Source organism: Helicobacter hepaticus ATCC 51449 (genome assembly GCF_000007905.1).
Taxonomy (GTDB): Bacteria; Campylobacterota; Campylobacteria; order Campylobacterales; family Helicobacteraceae; genus Helicobacter_C; species Helicobacter_C hepaticus.
Map to the genome: position 1 here is coordinate 316,445 of NC_004917.1, position 16,728 is coordinate 333,172.

Sequence of the window (16,728 nt, forward strand, 5' to 3'; positions counted from 1 at the left end):
TGCAATAGTATCTTTTTAAGAAACTTATAAGTAAATAAATCGTAGCATACAAGGACGTCCTTAAAGTTGGGGGTTAGTTATTTTTTAGGAGTTGCTTTGAAAACACTTTATGTAGGAAACTTGGTTTATGCAGTTACACGTGATGAGGTTCAGGATCTTTTCTCCCAATTCGGTGAAGTTTTTTCTGTTAAACTTATTAATGATAGGGAGAGTGGTAAGCCAAAAGGCTTTGGTTTTGTAGAAATGGACGATGAAGCTGCACCTAAAGCTATTGACGCGCTCAATGAAAAAGATTTTCGTGGTCGCAACCTTCGTGTAAATGAAGCAAGACCACGTGAGCAATTCTAAAGCCTAGCAGATTCTAGGGAGTAACTCGCCTTGTGGATATTCCACATATCGTTTTCCACCCCACGCATTGCATAAAATAACACGTGCTTGATTTATATCCTGCACCTTGCGTGATATATGTCCGATGACACAAGCGTGTGTGCCAAGTGGGTGAGATTTGAGCAGTGATAACACTTTTTTGCTTTCATTTGGTGGCACAGCCATTACACATACTCCCTCATTTGCCAAACTTAATGCTTCAAGCCCTAAAATCTCACATACACCCCGAACTTGTTGTAACACAGGAATACTCTCCTCTGTAAGTATTATTTCCACACTCGCTGCCCTACTCCATTCATTGAGCACCGCAGCCAATCCTCCTCTTGTCGCATCACGCATTGTGTGTATATGACAATCTCTCACAGATTCTATCATCGGATAAAGTTGCGCACAATCACTTTGTAAATCACTTTGCAGTGCAACCTCATTCCGTGTGCAAAATATTACTGCTCCGTGTGCCCCGATAGGTGCACTCACAATAATCTCATCACCCTCTTGTATATTTCTCACACGCCAATCCGCATACAGCTCTCCTATAGCAGTTGTATTGATGTAGATTCTATCTGCTACACCCTTTGGAACGACCTTTGTATCTCCAGAGAGAATCTTCAAATTCGTCTTTTGAGCCTCTGATTTGATAGAATGTAAGATTTGCTCTAATTGCGCTTTTTTCATACCTTCTTCCAAAATCAATCCAAGTGAGATATAGCGCGGTTTTGCACCTCTCATTGTTATATCGTTACTTGAGCCACATACACAAAGTTTGCCAATATCGCCTCCAGGAAAAAATATCGGGCTTACTACATAGCTATCCGTGCTTAGGGCTATTTTTCCTTTTAAATCACACACTCCAGCATCTTCGCCACCATCTACGATTATTTCTCCTAAAATCTTATATATAACTTCCTCAATGAGTGCGTTAGATTCTACCCCTCCGCTGCCTTGTGAGAGGGTAATATACTGCTCTTTCATTGCTACTCCTTTTTACATTCAAAGATTATTGATTTTTTTAGCACGTTGCAAAATCGCCCAAATCAGTTGCCCTTGCTGTGCATTCCAAAAAGCATAATCACATACAATAAAAAGCCGCTTTTTAGTGCGCGAAATCGCCACATTTAATGCATAGAGTGCGTGAGTTTGACGAGAATCTGTGAGATGATAATGCAAACTCACAGGAGAGAAAATCACATTATCAAATTCCTGTCCTTGAGAACTATGAATAGTGAAGATTCTCTCTCTTGACATTTGGCGTATAAGCCGCTGTCTCTGCTTGATAAATGGTGTAATCACTGCAAAATCTTCACCCTTGAGCTTTGCACAAAGCTGCTCACACGCACGCGCTTCACTCTCACTCAAACGCCTATCCTGCTCGCTTTTACTTCCACTATCAAACACAAGAATCTCCATTTGTTCATCATTACCCTTTAAACCCATACGATAAATATATTCATCAAGAATGTGAGCAAGATTGTTGCCATAACGATGTGTCTTACTTAGCTTACTCATACGCATAAAAGCAAATGGAGGTATATCACAGGTTTGCTGATATTGCTTTATAATCTCCTTTATAGGTGTGCCTTGACAAAGAGATTCTAAAAAAAGTGCAGAGAGATTCCATATATACGCATTCTCATTTTCTGCTCTCATAAGTTCATTAGGAGGCATTTCACATACAGGAGAGAGTTGTTTATGATCACCAAAAAACGAAAGAGGTGTGCTATCAACACACAATGCACAAGTCTTAATTAGCGGTGCATAGGCACATTCATCTAAAAAAATATGATGAAATTTAAGCTCTAAATTCTCATAGCGTTTAATAAATCCATCAAGTGTTACCCCCACGACAAAAGCATTTTTAAGACGAGTTTTAAGCGTATCTTGGAAATTAAACAAATTTGTTGCGTTTTTTTGCTGCAATATGCTCGGGTCGCAAGTTTGTGGAAATTCATTCATATAGCGCAATGTAGGTGTGCCTAATCGCAAAATATTCTTACGCTCTAATCCTAAAGCATCAAATTGCTTAATGAGCGTGCGCAAAACCTGCTCTAACGCATTATTTGTAGTAGCGACAACTGCCACTCTTTTACCTTGTTGGATATAATACAAAAGTGCCTCAAAAAGCACTGCTTGAGTTTTACCTGTGCCAGGAGGTCCCCATACATAACTTAGAGGATTTGTGAGCACCATAGATAAAGCTTGATTTTGCTCATCGCTTAAATGTGCAATATGGGGTATTTCATTAGATGTAATAGATTTGGGCAGGGTAACCCTATGTCCATATTTACTAAAAAAATCCTCTACATTTTTAACTAAAAATTTCAAATCACTAAAAAGTGAAAATGCAATATTATCTTTTTGCGCCTTTGTGAAAATTGCCACAATATGAGGCAATAAAGAAAGATAAAGCACCTTTTGTTTTTCATCATAAAAACGAGATTCTATCTCTTCTCCCTCCGCAATACTATAAAACTCCTTATCCACACGCAAGAGCAAAGCACCGCCAAGCTTTAAATCCATATCTATCACATTACCCTTAAGCCAAAGCACTAATTCATCATTACTTAATTCATAGCGCGTAATAGCAATTTCACTTAAACCCAAATCATTATTATCCAAATACTCATAATACCGCTGTGCAGATTCTACAAGGATTTCTCGCAAAGATGTATTCATTGGCTACATCACACCACCATATTTATAATACGCTGCACACGCTCCCTCACTACTTACCATACAGCTTCCCAATGGATTACTTGGTGTGCAAGCTTTGCCAAATACTTTGCAATCAAGCGGTTTTGCTACGCCTCGCAAAATATCTCCACAGCGACACGCCTTATTATCAGGGATTGATTCTTTACTTAAAATGCTTTCAAAGAGGATTTCAGCATCTAAAAATGCGTATTCCTCTCTTAATTTCAATGCAGAATGTGCTATGTGTCCAAGCCCTCGCCATTCAAAGCTCTCTCTTGTTTGAAAATACTTTTCCACCATTGCTTGAGCCTTGAGATTGCCCTCCATACTTACAACGCGCTTATATTGAATCTCAAGTTCACTCCTATTGCCTACCTTTTGCTTTAAAATCTCATAAATACTTTCCATCATATCCACAGGTTCAAATCCACTTACTACGATAGGCATATTAAATGAGTGCATAATATCTACATAAATTTTTGCCCCACTTATCACACTTACGTGAGAGGGAGCAATAAGTGCATTTACACGACAATGCTTAGAATCTAAAATTGCCTTTACAGGCGGGGGCACAAGCACGTGATTAATATGAAAAAACACATTTGTAAGCTTTGATTGCACTACCCTTTCTATCAATGCAGCACTCATAGGAGTAGTCGTCTCAAAGCCAATGGCAAAAAATACGATGCGCTTAAGCGGATTCTCTTTTGCAATACTGAGCACCTCAAAAGGTGAATACAAAAATCTCACATCAGCTCCTTTAGCCCTTGCATCTGCTAGGCTTCCATTGCTACCGGGAATCTTTATCATATCTCCAAGTGTGAGTAAAATCACATCTTTTTGCATAGCAATTTCATAGGCTTGATTAATGCGATTTTTAGGCATTACACATACAGGACAACCTGGTCCGTGTATAAACTCAATATTTTTTGGAAGCAAATGTTGCAATCCATAGCGCATAATCGTATGCGTATGTCCTCCGCACACCTCCATAATATAAAGTGGCTCACTCAATGATTGTGCAAGATTTTTAATGCGTTTGGCATAAGCGAGAATCACATCTTTATCACGGAAATTTTCAATGAGGTTAAATGGTTTTATATCTAATGATTTTTTGCACTTAAGCACTTATATACCCCCCCCCCGAAGAATCTAAAGCCTCTTTTGGCATAAGAAGACTTTTTCTGTTAAATGTCAAAAATATTAATCGCTTTAACTGAAAATATAATCTTGTGCATTCTCGCACTATTTTTAAATATAATGGTGGCTTACTCCATCGCCCTGCAATTGTAGTCTCTGTCTCCATTGTTCCTAAAACTGGCTTTATGCAAATAATAGGAATATGATGAATATAAAACATATCCATATAGTCATCTACTGGGCGATACCAAGTTTTTGCAGATGCTATAAAACCTTGTGCACCAATGGGTGTAAGATAATAACCTTGCGTTCCTGTTACTCGGGAAAAAGTAATATAAAACTCATTAGGCAAGACAAAAGCCTTTACCTTATCCTCTAAAAATGTTAATCGCACATACACATATTCACTTTTGCTTATACGCGTGAGTTCTGTCCAAAAATGCTCTAAAATCATAACATCATCTTCAAGCACTATAATAGGTTCATTAAGATCTACGCATTTTTGCCACAGACTATAATGACTTGCAAAACACGCCCTCTCTCCATCACTCATCTCTTTTCCGCGAAAGGCAATACTTGCACCTTTGGAGTATTGACTAAAGGCGAGGTGCTCCCCTTTTTGTCCATCAATAGCATCAAAAAATATAATCTCAAATTGCGCTCTTTGCTGCTCGCTCATTTGTGCAAATTGCTGCTGCATAAACTCTTTACGCTCACTCGCGCGTTTAAGATTAATGATAAAAATTTTCATTTATTTGCCTCTATGCGCTCATTCTCTTCTTCTTGCATTGATTGCAAAATCTGCTCATATAGTCTCAAACTCTCTCTGGCACTCTCCTCATCAATTTTACTCATCACATAACCAATATGCAAAAGCACCCAATCTCCTATATTTACACTCTCATTTAATAAATCCAAACTCGCCTCACGGCTCACGCCTAATGTATCTACAACTGCCATATTATTGTCTTTTATCTCTACAACTTTAGAGGGAATAGCCAAACACATTCTTGCTCCTTAAAATTGATGATGTGATTGATAATTTTGTGCTCTTTTTTGCTCTATAAAATCACGCACTTTTGCGATACTCTCACGCTCTTTATTGCTTGTCAAAAAAAGTGGCACATTTGCCTTAAGCTGCCCTAAATCCTCTTTTACTCGCGTTAAGCTAAAGCCAAAATATTGCATCATATCTGCCTTGCTCACAATCACCGCATCAGCACACATAAACATCGTAGGGTATTTTAAAATTTTATCATCGCCCTCTGGTGTTGAAAGCAGCACGATATTAAGACTTGCCCCGACATCATAGCTTGCAGGACATACTAAATTGCCTACATTTTCAATAAATAAATAATCCATTTGCTGCATATCACATTGCTTTTGTAGCTCGCAAAGTGCGGTTTCTATCATTGAGGCTTCTAAATGACAAGCTTCTCCTGTGGTAATCTGATACGCACTCACACCTTTTGCCTCTAATCGCTGTGCATCGCGATTTGTTTGCAAATCTCCTTCAAGCACACAAAATGTAAAGTCTTTAAAAGCACTCAAAGATTCTAAAAGTGTCGTTTTGCCGCTGCCGGGCGAACTCATAAGATTTATCACATATACACCTAATTGCTTATATTTTTCACGCAACTCCTGTGCCTTGAGGTCATTTTGTGAGAGAATTTTACTGACTATTTGTATAGATTTTTTATTTAAATTTGGATTATTTTCTAATCGCTCATTGCGGCTTAGATTCATTATTTTCTCCTTGTTTTTCTTGAATTAATGCACAAAATACAGCTTGGGCGAAACTAATACTCGCGTCATTGCACGGCATTTTCTCGTGCATATAAAAAGGAATATGATTTTTTGCAAATAAAGTGTGGATTCTATCACAAAGAAACTTATTTTGGAACACGCCGCCACTAAAATATACTTTTAATGGTATATTTTTGTGTTGCGAACATTTTTGAGCAAGAGCAAGAGCAATATGTGCGAGTGTATGCAAAAAGCGATGAGCTGCCCTCTCAACTCCTTGCTTTTCTCTCTCATCAATCACTCCTTGAATAATCCCCCTAAGGCTAATTACGCCCTTTGCAAGTTCAAAGCTATAAGGCTCAATGTCTACTCCCTCCGTGCATTTTGCATAATCGCGTAACGCACAAGATTCTATAATTGCTCCGCTTTGTCCCTCATAAGTTTGCACCTCTAAAAGCCCAAGTAAATAAGCAACAGCATCAAAAATCCTGCCTACTGAACTTGTCTGTGGATAAATCCCACTTTTAAAACTATTTTGTAAAAGTGCCAACTCTGCAGGGCTAAAATGCACTCTATTTTGCACATTTTCCAAACCATAGTGCCACATAAGGCTTAAAGCAAGTTTGCCAATATCCTTTATTGCACTCTCCCCTCCTAAAAGAGTAAATTCCTCAAAATGCCATACACGCTCCATTGTCCCCACACACATATCTGGCTGGTATATAAAACACTCTCCTCCCCAAATATGCTTATCCTCACCAAGCCCTGTGCCGTCCCATATAATGCCAATCCCGGATTCTTCCAAAGCATTAGATTCTGCAAGGATTGCATAAAAATGTGCTTTATGATGAGAAAGTAAATATTTTTGCGCACCTTGTGCCTCAAGCTCTGTGGCGAAATGCGTAGAAGCATAGCTTGGGTGTAAGTCACAACCTACTGCCTTTATTTCCTGCATATAAAGCCTAGTAAAAAAATCATAATGCAATTTATAGCGTATTAGTGAATCTACACTATGTAAATCCCCAATATATGGGCTTATCACAGCTTGATAATCCGCATTCCAAGATATATTTATAAAGCTTAGAGTGGATTTTTGCTGCGCACCCACACCCACAATAATACCATTTTGCACTTCCTCTTGTGCAAGCAAAGATGTATCTTTTAGAGGAGCTTTAAAGCCTAAAGATGCAGGTGCATAACCTCTTGCCAAACGCAAAATACGCATTTTTCCTGCCATAAAACGCACAATGCTATCATCAATAGGATTACAAATATCGCGATTATAATCAAGCATAACATCATACACTGCATTTGCTCCACCGAGTTTTTGCCTTAACTCTTGTGCGTGAGTGATGATTGGCTCACCAGAGAGATTAGCACTTGTAAAAATAAGAGGCATATCAAGCAATGTAAAAAGCAGGTGCATAATGCCATTATAAGGCAAAATCGCTCCCACACTTTGAATCTGCGGTGCAATGAGATTAAAACATTCTTCATTGATAATACCCTCGCTCTTAAAATGCCTTTCTAAAAGAACTATGGGTGCTTGTGGGGATAATAATGCCCTTTTCTCCTCCTCATTTATATGAGCAACAGAACTTATATCTTGCAGATTCTTAAACATCACTGCAAAGGGCTTATGTGGGCGATTCTTACGATTACGCAGAGTTTTAATCACTTGAACATTACTTGCATTTGCAACTAAGTTAAACCCACCCACACCTTTTATAGCAACAATCTTACCTGCTTTAATTTTTTGCACTATAAGTTTTAAAAGCTTTATATCATCTTGAGATTGGCTAAAAGAATGTATCGTGCCACACTCATCAATCACACGCATTTGTATAGCACACTGATGGCACGAATTAGGTTGAGCGTGAAATCGCCTATTGAGGGGATTATCATACTCACTTTGACAATCTTTACACAAAGCAAAATCACTCATAGAAGTGTGGATTCTATCATAAGGTAGAGCTTTAATAATAGAATATCGTGCACCACATTCCGTGCAAGTAGTAAAGGCATAATTCAAAAATCGCTCTTTGCCTTTCATATCATCTAAACACTGCTCACATATACGCGTATCAAGCGGCAAAGATGTAGGTAAAGATGTAGAATAAGAAATAGATTCTCTAATTTCAAAATAATCACTTAAAATATGCGGAGTGCTTATAGGAGTAACAGAATGTTGCACAATATGTGCATTTGGAGGTGGAGATGAAAGAATATGCGTGATAAATTCATCAAGTATTGCTCTTGTGGGCACTTCAAGACAGATAAAAAGAGTATTATAACGATTTTGCACATAGCCTTTTAATCCCATTTTATGTGCAAGACGATATACAAATGGGCGAAATCCCACGCCCTGTATAATGCCAAAAAGTTCAATATAATAGATTTTCATCGTTTTTCCCATTTTGAAGTATAACATTGTTTATTAAGGATAATACAAAGCACTCATAACGCATATATAAAAATATGATAAAATACCGCATTTATTTACAGAATCTAATAAGGAGCGTAGATGAAGGAAACTGGAATCGAATTAATGAAAAATACAAAAAGTGTGCGTGATATTGACGTCAAAGACAAAAGAGTGCTTATTCGCGTGGATTTTAATGTGCCAATGGACGAGGATTTTGATATTTCAGATGATACGCGTATCCGCGAAGCACTACCCACTATTAATTATTGCATTGATAATCACGCACAAAATATAGTGCTTGTCAGCCATTTAGGGCGTCCCAAAGGACGCAATGCAGAGTTTTCACTCAAACACGTGCTTAAACGTGTAGAGCGACTTTTAGGACGCGATATAGCTTTCGCAGAGACAATAGAAAATGTAGAAAATCTTCAACAACAAAGCAAGAGTGGAAGTGTGATTTTACTTGAAAATATTAGATTCTATGAGGGAGAGGAAAAAAATGATGAGGAACTCTCTACTAAACTCGCCTCTATTTGTGATGTGTATATCAATGATGCCTTTGGCACAAGCCATCGCGCACATTCAAGCACCTGTGGCATTGCTAAATATGCCAAAGAGTGTGTAGCAGGATTATTGCTCAAAAAAGAAATTGATTCATTTGCTAAAGCAATGGCAAATCCACTTAAACCGGTGTTACTTATCGTTGGCGGAAGCAAGGTAAGCTCTAAACTCGCACTCTTATATAATATCCTTGATGTGGTGGATAAAATCATCATTGGTGGTGCGATGAGCAATACTTTCCTTAAAGCACGAGGTTTTGATATGCAAAAATCCCTTGTGGAAGATGATTTAGTGAGTGAAGCACGTAAGATTTTGGATAAAGCAAAAGAAAAAAAAGTCAAAATCTACCTTCCTGTAGATGTTGTAAGCACTGATGATATTAAAGAACATCGCCATATCAAAATCACGCCTGCACAAGATATACCAGAGGGCTTTATGGCAGTAGATATGGGACCTGCAACAAGTAAGCTCTTTAGTGAAGTGGTAAGGGATTCTCAAACAATTATTTGGAATGGACCGCTTGGCATTTATGAAATACAAGCTTTTTCACGCGGCACTTTTAACCTTGCCCACGCTGTGAGCGATACTTATGCCTTTAGTCTTATTGGTGGTGGCGATACTGCTGATGCAATAGACAAGGCAGGAGAGCGAGACAATATGAGCTTTATTTCCACGGGTGGTGGAGCAAGTTTGGAGCTACTTGAAGGGAAAATTCTTCCTGCATTTGAGGTGCTTGAGCGCAAATAATGAATCTCTTTGCTCTTAGTCTTGAAGCTCTCCACGCTCCAAGCATAGAATCTAAACTTGCTCTCCTTGAAGTAGTTGCATCTCAAAAACATCTGCTCTGCGAGCAAATACTACATTCATCACATCATACACCATTTGCGTTGCAATCCCCCTCTTATGCGAGATTCTGTGAGATTATCCACCCAACTAAAATTCGCCGCCCAAAGCACATTAAAAGTAAAGAATCTTTCGCCAAAGTGCTACATTCTATTGTGCATATTGAATATAGTGCAATTGATTTAGCTCTTGATGCGCTCACGCGTTTTAAGAATCTGCCTCTATTATATTATGAAGATTGGCTTGAAGTGGCATTACAAGAAGGATTACACTTTCGCCTTTTGCGAGAATGTCTCAATAAACTTGGCTATGAGTATGGAGATTTTCCTGTGCATTCGCAGCTCTTTGATGCACAAGTAGCAACTCCTGATTTTAGCAATAGAATGGCATTACTTCATAGAGGACTAGAAGCAAATGGGCTTGATGCAAATCCTTTTGTAGCGAGCAAAATAAAAGAGTTTGAGCATTCTATCACGCCTCAAGTGCTTGAAATTCTTGAAATCATTTTACACGATGAGATAGAACACGTTAAAAAAGGGGATAAATGGTGGAAATTCGCAAATAATAAAGTAAGTGCGTGCGATTTTGTTGCAATCCTCAAACGTTTTGAGGCTTTTAAAGCAATTCCTAGAAATCTTCATTATGAGGCGAGACTAAAAGCAGGATTTTCACTTGAAGAGCTAGAAATAATCAAAGCAAATAGCTAGTCTTATCCTAAATTTAAGTTTTAACACCCTATAATGCCTTTACGCAAAATTAAAGGGGTAAGAATGGAACTTTATATAAGATTAAAGCTTATTTTAAAAAATTTTGGGATTAAAAAACATTTAGGATTATTGGATTCTGAAAGAAATTCAAGCATCTCTTCATCAATGGATTATCCCCATTTTTGTGCCTTAGCAGCACAAAATACGAAAGTATTTGAACATTTTAGGACAAATCCTATCTATACTGCTATCTTAGAACATGTAAGCCAAGATATAGGGCAGCAATACCTCAATGTGATTTTGCAAAGAAAATGCTTTAGTATGCAAGATTTTGAAAGCTTTAAAAGAAATGATTTATACGGGGGGGGGGGGTAATATATGATTATAGCCCCATTGGTAAAATAAGCCCAAGCACACTGCGATACATTAAGGTCTTATCAGATTTAATACTTTATTTTGGCAATTTGGACAATTTAAGAATCTGTGAAGTAGGCGTAGGATATGGCGGACAAGCACGAATTATTAATAGTATATTTACACCCCACTCTTATGATTTTGTAGATTTAAATGCTGTACTTTTACTCGCACAAAAATATTTAAGCAATTATACTGATATAAAAGCCACACTCAATTTTCTCACACTTGAAAATATCGCCCTTAAAGAATATGATTTATTTATAAGCAACTATGCTTTTAGCGAATTACACAGAGACATACAAGATATATATACAAAATATCTTGTTACTCATGCACATAATGGCTATATTACTTATAATAATATCTCTCCAAAAAGTCTACGAAGCTATAAACTTGAAGAATACTCAACACAATTCCATAAAGATATACACATTTTAGAAGAAATCCCAAATACGCATATTGATAATAAGATTCTTATATGGAATAATCAATAAGAAAGCTTACTCCAAGCCTTATCTGATTAATTTATTTACTCATCATATAATGATATTACATATTTTTATGATAAAATTACACTATTTTTATATCCCAAATCAAATAAGGCATAAAATGCAATTTGAAATGCTTTACTCAAAGATTCATCGTGCTAAAGTCAGTGATGCTAATCTTAATTATGTCGGCTCAATTACGATTGATAAAACACTTGCCCAAAGTGCAAATCTTTTAGCAGGTATGAAAGTAGAGATTGTGAATATCAATAATGGCGAACGTTTTAGCACTTATGTCATTTATGGCGATAAAAAGGGTGAAATTTGTCTCAATGGAGCTGCTGCACGCAAAGTTCAAATAGGCGATATTATTATAATAATTGCTTATGCCACATATACCCACAATGAGCTTGAACACTATAAACCTACTATTGTGCAAGTCAATGAATCTAATCAGATTCTATCTATTACAAATGAGGTGTAACAATGTTTGATGCAAAACAACTTGGAGCAATGCTTGGCTCTATGCAAGATACTATCAAAGATTTGCAAGAACGCAATGAACAAACAATTCTTAGTGCTAAAAGTGGCGGTGGGCTTGTGAGTGTAAGCTGCAATGGTAATGGCGAAGTCATTGATATTAGCATTGATGATAGCTTGCTTGAAGATAAAGAATCTTTACAGATTCTCCTAATGAGCGCGCTCAATGATGTCCGTAAAAGCGTAGAAGATAATCGCCAATCAAGTGCTATGAATCTTTTTAATGGTTTAGGCACGGATTTAAATATCTTTGGTGGGAAACCAAATGGTTAAAAACTTTCCATTAAAGCTCATTTTTGGCTTTATATTTTGCTTTTTTTCTCCCTTGCTTTGGGGATATGACTACTCCCATTGTATAAAATACTTTAAAGCAGCAAGCACACCTTTAGGCTCAAGTAATGCTATTAGCCTTAAAAATGGCTCAAAACAAGTGCATATTCTCTACTCCCTTACTCCACCCAAAAATGTGAAGATTCTAAAAGCTGATCCGTTTATTGGACTTTATCTTGTTGATGTGCCACGCACTAAGCAAAGCTATGATATTCTCGCTCTTGATAAACGCACACTTAATGATAAAAAACTCGCCTTTATTTCCTCATCTACCAAAGTGCAAATAGGGCATATCACGAAACGTCAAAGCGGATTTTTAAACTATGCACGATTTTCTACGACTACACCGATAAATGGTGTTTTGGGGAATATTTGCTATCAAATCTATGGCGTGGGTGTGGGGAATGGAGGATTTATTGAAAAAAAATATATTGATAGATTCCTTTCTCAAAAATCTCCATATTATGGTGATTTGGGTATTCGTTTTGAAAATAGTAAAGCCATTGTTAAAAGTATTGACCCTTTTGTCCCTCAAAATCCTTTCAAACCCCAAGATAAAATTCTCTCTATTAATGGCGCTAAAGTGCAAACGAGCGATGAAGCAGAATGGGTAATGAGCAATCTCAAAAAAGATTCTCTTGCTCAAGTTACTCTCTTGCGCAATGGCAAAACTCTAAATCTTAAAGTCAAAGTCAATCAACGTTATGGTGGATTTTTGCTTAAAGAGACTTTTCTTGAACGTTTTGGTATTGATATAGACAATCAAATGGTTATCCAATCAATCAATCTCTCTAGGGCTGGGAGATTCAATGAATTACGTGCGGGAGATAAAATCTTATGGATTAATAAAGAACCTATCATTACACAATCCACCGATACAGCGAGCAAACGCTTTGAACGATTGAGATTTCTCCTCTCTCAAACACAATTTGATGAAAGATTTGAAGGCAAAATGCAACTCCTTATTGTGCGTGATAATCTTGAGATATTCGTTAAAGTCTAGGAGCGAGTATGAGTATTTCACAGATTCTTAATGATTTTGAATCCTTTCTTATCAGTCAAGCACCTCAGATTCCAAGTTTTCACCCACATTATGAACAAGCTGTGTGGGAAATGATGAAAAATGGTGGCAAAAGATTCCGCCCTGCACTTGTATTTTGTGTAGTTAATGCTCTTGCTCCTCAACTGATTAAAAATGCTTTTTTACCTGCTCTAAGCATTGAATGTATCCATACTTATTCGCTTATACACGATGATTTGCCTTGTATGGATAATGCACCTTTAAGGCGTGGACACGCTACATTGCACACAAAATATGACGAAACACTTGCGCTTTTAGTAGGTGATGGACTAAACACCTATGCTTTTGCTTTGCTTTCTCAAGCACGACTTGACGCGCAAGTGCGCTTAGAGCTTATCCATTCTCTTGCACTCAATGCTGGTATTGGTGGTATGGTGCTTGGACAAATGCTTGATTGTGCTTTTGAGGATAAAAAACTTTCATTACAAGAACTTCAAATTATACACACAAACAAAACTGCTAAACTCATTGCTACTTCTTTGCAATTTGGTGCTATTATTTCAAATGCAAAAGCACATTTTGCTTCATCAATTTATGAGTTTGGGCTAAAGCTTGGCATATATTTTCAGCTGCGTGATGATCTTATTGATGCCTGTTTTGATGCACAACAAGCAGGTAAAACGACACACAATGATATACATAAAAATAGTTATGTGAATCTACTTGGCTTAGAAGGTGCAAAAGTGGAATTTACTCGTATGAAAGAGCAGATTCAAAAAGAACTCCAAACATTTGATGAAGCCATTTATGTTCATTTGACTACTCTTTTGCAAGATTATTTCAAGGATATTGAATGAAGCGCATTCTCCTTACCAATGATGATGGCTTTGACTCAAGCGGTCTTCTTGCACTCAAAGATGCCCTCAAAGATATAGCACACGTGATGGTTGTCGCTCCAGCAAGTGAAAAATCAGCGTGTGGGCACGGACTAACACTCACGCGCCCACTTAGTTTTGTGCAGCTTGATGATGATTTTTATAAACTTGAAGATGGCACGCCCAGTGATTGTGTGTATCTTGCACTCAATACGCTTTATAAAGCATCGTGCAAACCCGATTTAGTTATTTCGGGCATTAATCTTGGCTCAAATATGGGAGAAGATATTACTTATTCAGGAACAGCTGCAGGCGCTATGGAAGGGTGCATACAAGGTGTGCCTTCTATTGCTATTTCACAGCTTATGCCAGATAAAAATTGCTCAAAACATTTTGACTTTTCCCTTGCCAAAGAATGTATTTATAAAATCACTCAACTTATTTTTGCCAAAGGATTCCCTTTGGGAGAGCGCAAATTTCTTAATATCAATATCCCTCACATTAAGCCTAAAGAATGCAAAGGTTACAAAATCACGCAAATGGGTTATAGAATCTACGCTGATAATGCACATTTACACCGCAATCCACGAGGACAAGAATATTATTGGCTGGGGCTACACCCTTTAGAATGGGAAGAACGCAACGATATGCCTCATAGTTATGGTTCTGACTTTAAAGCAACGCACGAACATTATGTCTCTATCACACCTATCAAGCTTGATATGACAAGCTATGAGGATAGTTCATCTCTTTGCGAATGGATACAATTATGAATGAACTTGTTGATGAAAATACAATAATTGATAGATACACGCGTTCGCGCATTATTTTTGGCGAAAACTTTGAGCGCATACAAAATACAAAAGTAGTTGTCTTCGGTGTAGGTGGTGTGGGGGGTTTTGTAGTGGATTGTTTATATAGAAGTGGATTGCAAAATATCACAATTGTAGATAAAGATTGCTTTGATATTACAAATCAAAACCGCCAAATCGGTTCAGAACATATAGATGAGCCAAAAGTGGAAGTATTTGCGCGCCTTTATCAAGGCATCACCCCCATTCAAGAACGTGTAGATGCAGCATTTTTAGAGCGATTTGATATAATGGAATTTGATTATATTGTTGATGCTATTGATGAGATTATTGCAAAAGTAGAAATTGCTAAAATTGCCTCAAATAAGCCTTATGGAAAATATATCATTGCCACAGGAAGTGCAAAAAGAGTTAATCCTCTTTTTATAAGAGTAAATAATGTATGGAAAAGTCACGGCGATAAATTTGCGCGAAAATTGCGCACTCACTTAAGAAAAGCAAATATTCAAAAGGCTATTAAGGTAATATTTAGCTCAGAGGGTGCAAAATGCTGTCCATTAGGTAGCTTCAGTGGAGTTACAGCTAGCTTTGGACTCATTATTGCAAGTGAAATTATCCAAGATATAATTAAGGAGCATTAAATGAACGAATACGATGAATACAATGACTATGAAAACATTGATAGTGAGGATTTCGAAGATTATGATGATGATTATTCATACAATGCGTATGATGATGACGATTATCAAAGCCCCGATAGCGAATATGATGAATAAGGATTTTTAATGAAAATGCCCTCTATGATCCGTGTAGCACTTGTGCAGCAAGCCTACAAAGGAAATAAAGAGGCAATGATAGAATCAAGTGCTGCAATGATTGCTAAAGCGGCACATTCTAACGCACAACTTGTAGCATTACAAGAGCTTCATACACACGAATATTTTTGTCAAAGTGAGAATCCACAATTTTTTGATTATGCAATGGATTTTGATAAAGATGTGGCATATTTTAGCGCATTAGCTAAAAAGCATAAAATCGTGCTTATTACTTCACTTTTTGAAAAACGTGCTGCAGGGCTATATCACAATACCGCTGTTGTTTTTGATATTGATGGCTCTATAGCTGGAAAATACCGCAAAATGCACATTCCTGATGACCCACAATTTTATGAGAAATTCTACTTCACACCCGGTGATTTAGGATTTGAGCCCATATCTACAAGTTTAGGGAAACTTGGTGTGCTTATTTGCTGGGACCAATGGTATCCCGAAGCAGCACGTATTATGGCACTAAAGGGAGCGCAAATGCTTATTTATCCTACTGCTATTGGGTGGTTTGATGAAGATACTTTAGAGGAGAAAACACGCCAAAAAGAAGCGTGGATAGCTGTGCAAAGAGGACATAGTGTTGCGAATGGATTACCTACAATGGCAATTAACCGCGTGGGTTTTGAATCTGATAGCAGTAAGGTAGGGAATGGCATACGATTTTGGGGTTCAAGCTTTGTATTTGGTGCACAAGGTGAGCTTTTGGCACAAGGAAGTGAGAATAAAGAAGAAATTATTTTAGTAGAAATTGATTTACAAAGAAGTGAAGAAGTGCGCCGTATGTGGCCATTTTTACGCGATAGACGCATAGAATCTTATAGTGAAATTCTTAAACGATTTTGTGATTAAAACTATTTTAATACCCTATTAAATATGCTTATTATTCAACATAATTTAATGTTTATAGGTATAGAATAA

At 37.3% G+C, this 16,728-nt stretch carries 20 protein-coding genes; 13 read left to right on the top strand and 7 right to left on the bottom strand.

From position 1 onward, the window contains the following. Window positions 1–96: 96 nt before the first annotated feature. Window positions 97–348: an RNA recognition motif domain-containing protein gene (locus tag HH_RS01590; protein ID WP_011115162.1), complete on the top strand. Its 252-nt coding sequence runs from the start codon at window positions 97–99 to the stop codon at window positions 346–348. A gap of 3 nt (window positions 349–351) precedes the next feature. Here HH_RS01590 and hypE read toward each other — a convergent pair whose 3' ends face one another. Genes hypE through hypF form a run of 7 tightly spaced genes read right to left on the bottom strand, consistent with a single transcriptional unit; the run spans window position 352 to window position 8,368 of the window. Continuing rightward, window positions 352–1,359, bottom strand: a complete 1,008-nt coding sequence (hypE, locus tag HH_RS01595) for a hydrogenase expression/formation protein HypE (RefSeq protein ID WP_011115163.1) — start codon at window positions 1,357–1,359, stop codon at window positions 352–354. A gap of 18 nt (window positions 1,360–1,377) precedes the next feature. Beyond that, entirely contained in the window at window positions 1,378–3,060 is a 1,683-nt protein-coding gene (locus tag HH_RS01600; protein ID WP_011115164.1) for an AAA domain-containing protein, read from the bottom strand. A 3-nt stretch (window positions 3,061–3,063) separates the two neighbouring features. After that, window positions 3,064–4,179, bottom strand: coding sequence for a hydrogenase formation protein HypD (gene hypD, locus HH_RS01605; protein WP_041309242.1), 1,116 nt, complete (start codon window positions 4,177–4,179; stop codon window positions 3,064–3,066). 19 nt (window positions 4,180–4,198) lie between these two features. Further along, window positions 4,199–4,969 (bottom strand): glycosyltransferase family 25 protein, encoded by a 771-nt coding sequence (locus tag HH_RS01610; RefSeq protein ID WP_041308953.1) that lies wholly within the window; start codon window positions 4,967–4,969, stop codon window positions 4,199–4,201. Further along, the gene (locus HH_RS01615) at window positions 4,966–5,226 is read right to left on the bottom strand and encodes a HypC/HybG/HupF family hydrogenase formation chaperone (RefSeq protein ID WP_011115167.1); all 261 of its coding nucleotides are present in this window, start codon (window positions 5,224–5,226) and stop codon (window positions 4,966–4,968) included. The genes HH_RS01610 and HH_RS01615 overlap by 4 nt, the downstream gene beginning before the upstream one ends. A 9-nt stretch (window positions 5,227–5,235) precedes the next feature. Then, window positions 5,236–5,964, bottom strand: a complete 729-nt coding sequence (gene hypB / locus HH_RS01620) for a hydrogenase nickel incorporation protein HypB (RefSeq protein ID WP_011115168.1) — start codon at window positions 5,962–5,964, stop codon at window positions 5,236–5,238. Continuing rightward, window positions 5,945–8,368 carry a carbamoyltransferase HypF gene (hypF, locus tag HH_RS01625; RefSeq protein ID WP_011115169.1) on the bottom strand — a complete coding sequence of 808 codons (2,424 nt, stop codon included), beginning with the start codon at window positions 8,366–8,368 and terminating at the stop codon, window positions 5,945–5,947. Before hypF ends, hypB begins: the two co-directional genes overlap by 20 nt. 120 nt (window positions 8,369–8,488) lie before the next feature. On the opposite strand from hypF, the gene HH_RS01630 reads away from it, so the two are divergent. The 12 genes from HH_RS01630 to HH_RS01680 all read left to right on the top strand — a co-directional run bounded on the left by HH_RS01630 (window position 8,489) and on the right by HH_RS01680 (window position 16,659). Continuing rightward, complete coding sequence (locus HH_RS01630; protein ID WP_011115170.1) at window positions 8,489–9,697, top strand: phosphoglycerate kinase; 1,209 nt, start codon at window positions 8,489–8,491, stop codon at window positions 9,695–9,697. After that, window positions 9,697–10,500 (top strand): ferritin-like domain-containing protein, encoded by an 804-nt coding sequence (locus HH_RS01635; RefSeq protein WP_011115171.1) that lies wholly within the window; start codon window positions 9,697–9,699, stop codon window positions 10,498–10,500. The genes HH_RS01630 and HH_RS01635 overlap by 1 nt, the downstream gene beginning before the upstream one ends. Window positions 10,501–10,563: 63 nt before the next feature. Next, window positions 10,564–10,875: a hypothetical protein gene (locus HH_RS01640; protein WP_011115172.1), complete on the top strand. Its 312-nt coding sequence runs from the start codon at window positions 10,564–10,566 to the stop codon at window positions 10,873–10,875. A 26-nt stretch (window positions 10,876–10,901) separates the two neighbouring features. Further along, window positions 10,902–11,411 carry a putative sugar O-methyltransferase gene (locus HH_RS01645; RefSeq protein ID WP_081947994.1) on the top strand — a complete coding sequence of 170 codons (510 nt, stop codon included), beginning with the start codon at window positions 10,902–10,904 and terminating at the stop codon, window positions 11,409–11,411. Between the two features lie 115 nt (window positions 11,412–11,526). Further along, the gene (gene panD / locus HH_RS01650) at window positions 11,527–11,889 is read left to right on the top strand and encodes an aspartate 1-decarboxylase (RefSeq protein ID WP_034368323.1); all 363 of its coding nucleotides are present in this window, start codon (window positions 11,527–11,529) and stop codon (window positions 11,887–11,889) included. Between the two features lie 2 nt (window positions 11,890–11,891). Further along, a complete protein-coding gene (locus HH_RS01655; protein ID WP_011115175.1) occupies window positions 11,892–12,218 on the top strand; it encodes a YbaB/EbfC family nucleoid-associated protein in 327 nt (108 codons plus the stop codon). Next, window positions 12,211–13,278 (top strand): DUF7488 domain-containing protein, encoded by a 1,068-nt coding sequence (locus HH_RS01660; protein ID WP_011115176.1) that lies wholly within the window; start codon window positions 12,211–12,213, stop codon window positions 13,276–13,278. The genes HH_RS01655 and HH_RS01660 overlap by 8 nt, the downstream gene beginning before the upstream one ends. An 8-nt stretch (window positions 13,279–13,286) precedes the next feature. Then, window positions 13,287–14,153: a polyprenyl synthetase family protein gene (locus HH_RS01665; protein ID WP_011115177.1), complete on the top strand. Its 867-nt coding sequence runs from the start codon at window positions 13,287–13,289 to the stop codon at window positions 14,151–14,153. Next, window positions 14,150–14,944 carry a 5'/3'-nucleotidase SurE gene (gene surE, locus HH_RS01670; protein WP_011115178.1) on the top strand — a complete coding sequence of 265 codons (795 nt, stop codon included), beginning with the start codon at window positions 14,150–14,152 and terminating at the stop codon, window positions 14,942–14,944. The genes HH_RS01665 and surE overlap by 4 nt, the downstream gene beginning before the upstream one ends. Continuing rightward, window positions 14,941–15,624 (top strand): tRNA threonylcarbamoyladenosine dehydratase, encoded by a 684-nt coding sequence (locus HH_RS01675; protein WP_041308956.1) that lies wholly within the window; start codon window positions 14,941–14,943, stop codon window positions 15,622–15,624. The genes surE and HH_RS01675 overlap by 4 nt, the downstream gene beginning before the upstream one ends. Next, entirely contained in the window at window positions 15,625–15,759 is a 135-nt protein-coding gene (locus tag HH_RS09785; RefSeq protein WP_011115180.1) for a hypothetical protein, read from the top strand. It abuts the gene before it with no gap. Window positions 15,760–15,768: 9 nt separating this feature from the next. Then, a complete protein-coding gene (locus HH_RS01680; protein WP_011115181.1) occupies window positions 15,769–16,659 on the top strand; it encodes a carbon-nitrogen hydrolase in 891 nt (296 codons plus the stop codon). Window positions 16,660–16,728: the final 69 nt, after the last annotated feature.